Source organism: Candidatus Bandiella numerosa, assembly GCF_021811875.1.
GTDB lineage: Bacteria > Pseudomonadota > Alphaproteobacteria > Rickettsiales > Midichloriaceae > Aquirickettsia > Aquirickettsia numerosa_A.
On record NZ_JAJBJD010000238.1, the window covers coordinates 1 to 267 of the forward strand.

Here is a 267-nt window from a genome sequence, read left to right on the forward strand (position 1 = left end):
TACAGTCGTCAGCATACCTCACAAATGAGTGTTTGCGCAAGTGAAGTTCTCTATCTAGTTCATGAAGTAAAATGTTACTAAGAAGTGGTGAGAGCGGCCCACCTTGTGGCGTTCCTATGTCTCTCTTGCTTGACTCACCATTTGTGCGCCGTGCATGATGTAAGAGTAGAGGGTTCAAGTCCCTCATGGGCTGATATAGAGCTGTCCATTAGCTGAGGCAAGGTTAACTTCGTGAGGAGTTGGCGGAAGGAAGCTGACGGCAAAGTA

General features: G+C 47.6%; 1 protein-coding gene. It reads right to left on the reverse strand.

Annotated elements, in window-relative coordinates:
- Positions 1-187, reverse strand: a 187-nt coding sequence (locus L8D11_RS05510) for a reverse transcriptase domain-containing protein (RefSeq protein ID WP_272906063.1), incomplete at its 3' end; no start/stop codon positions are given.
- Between the last annotated feature and the right edge of the window lie 80 nt (positions 188-267).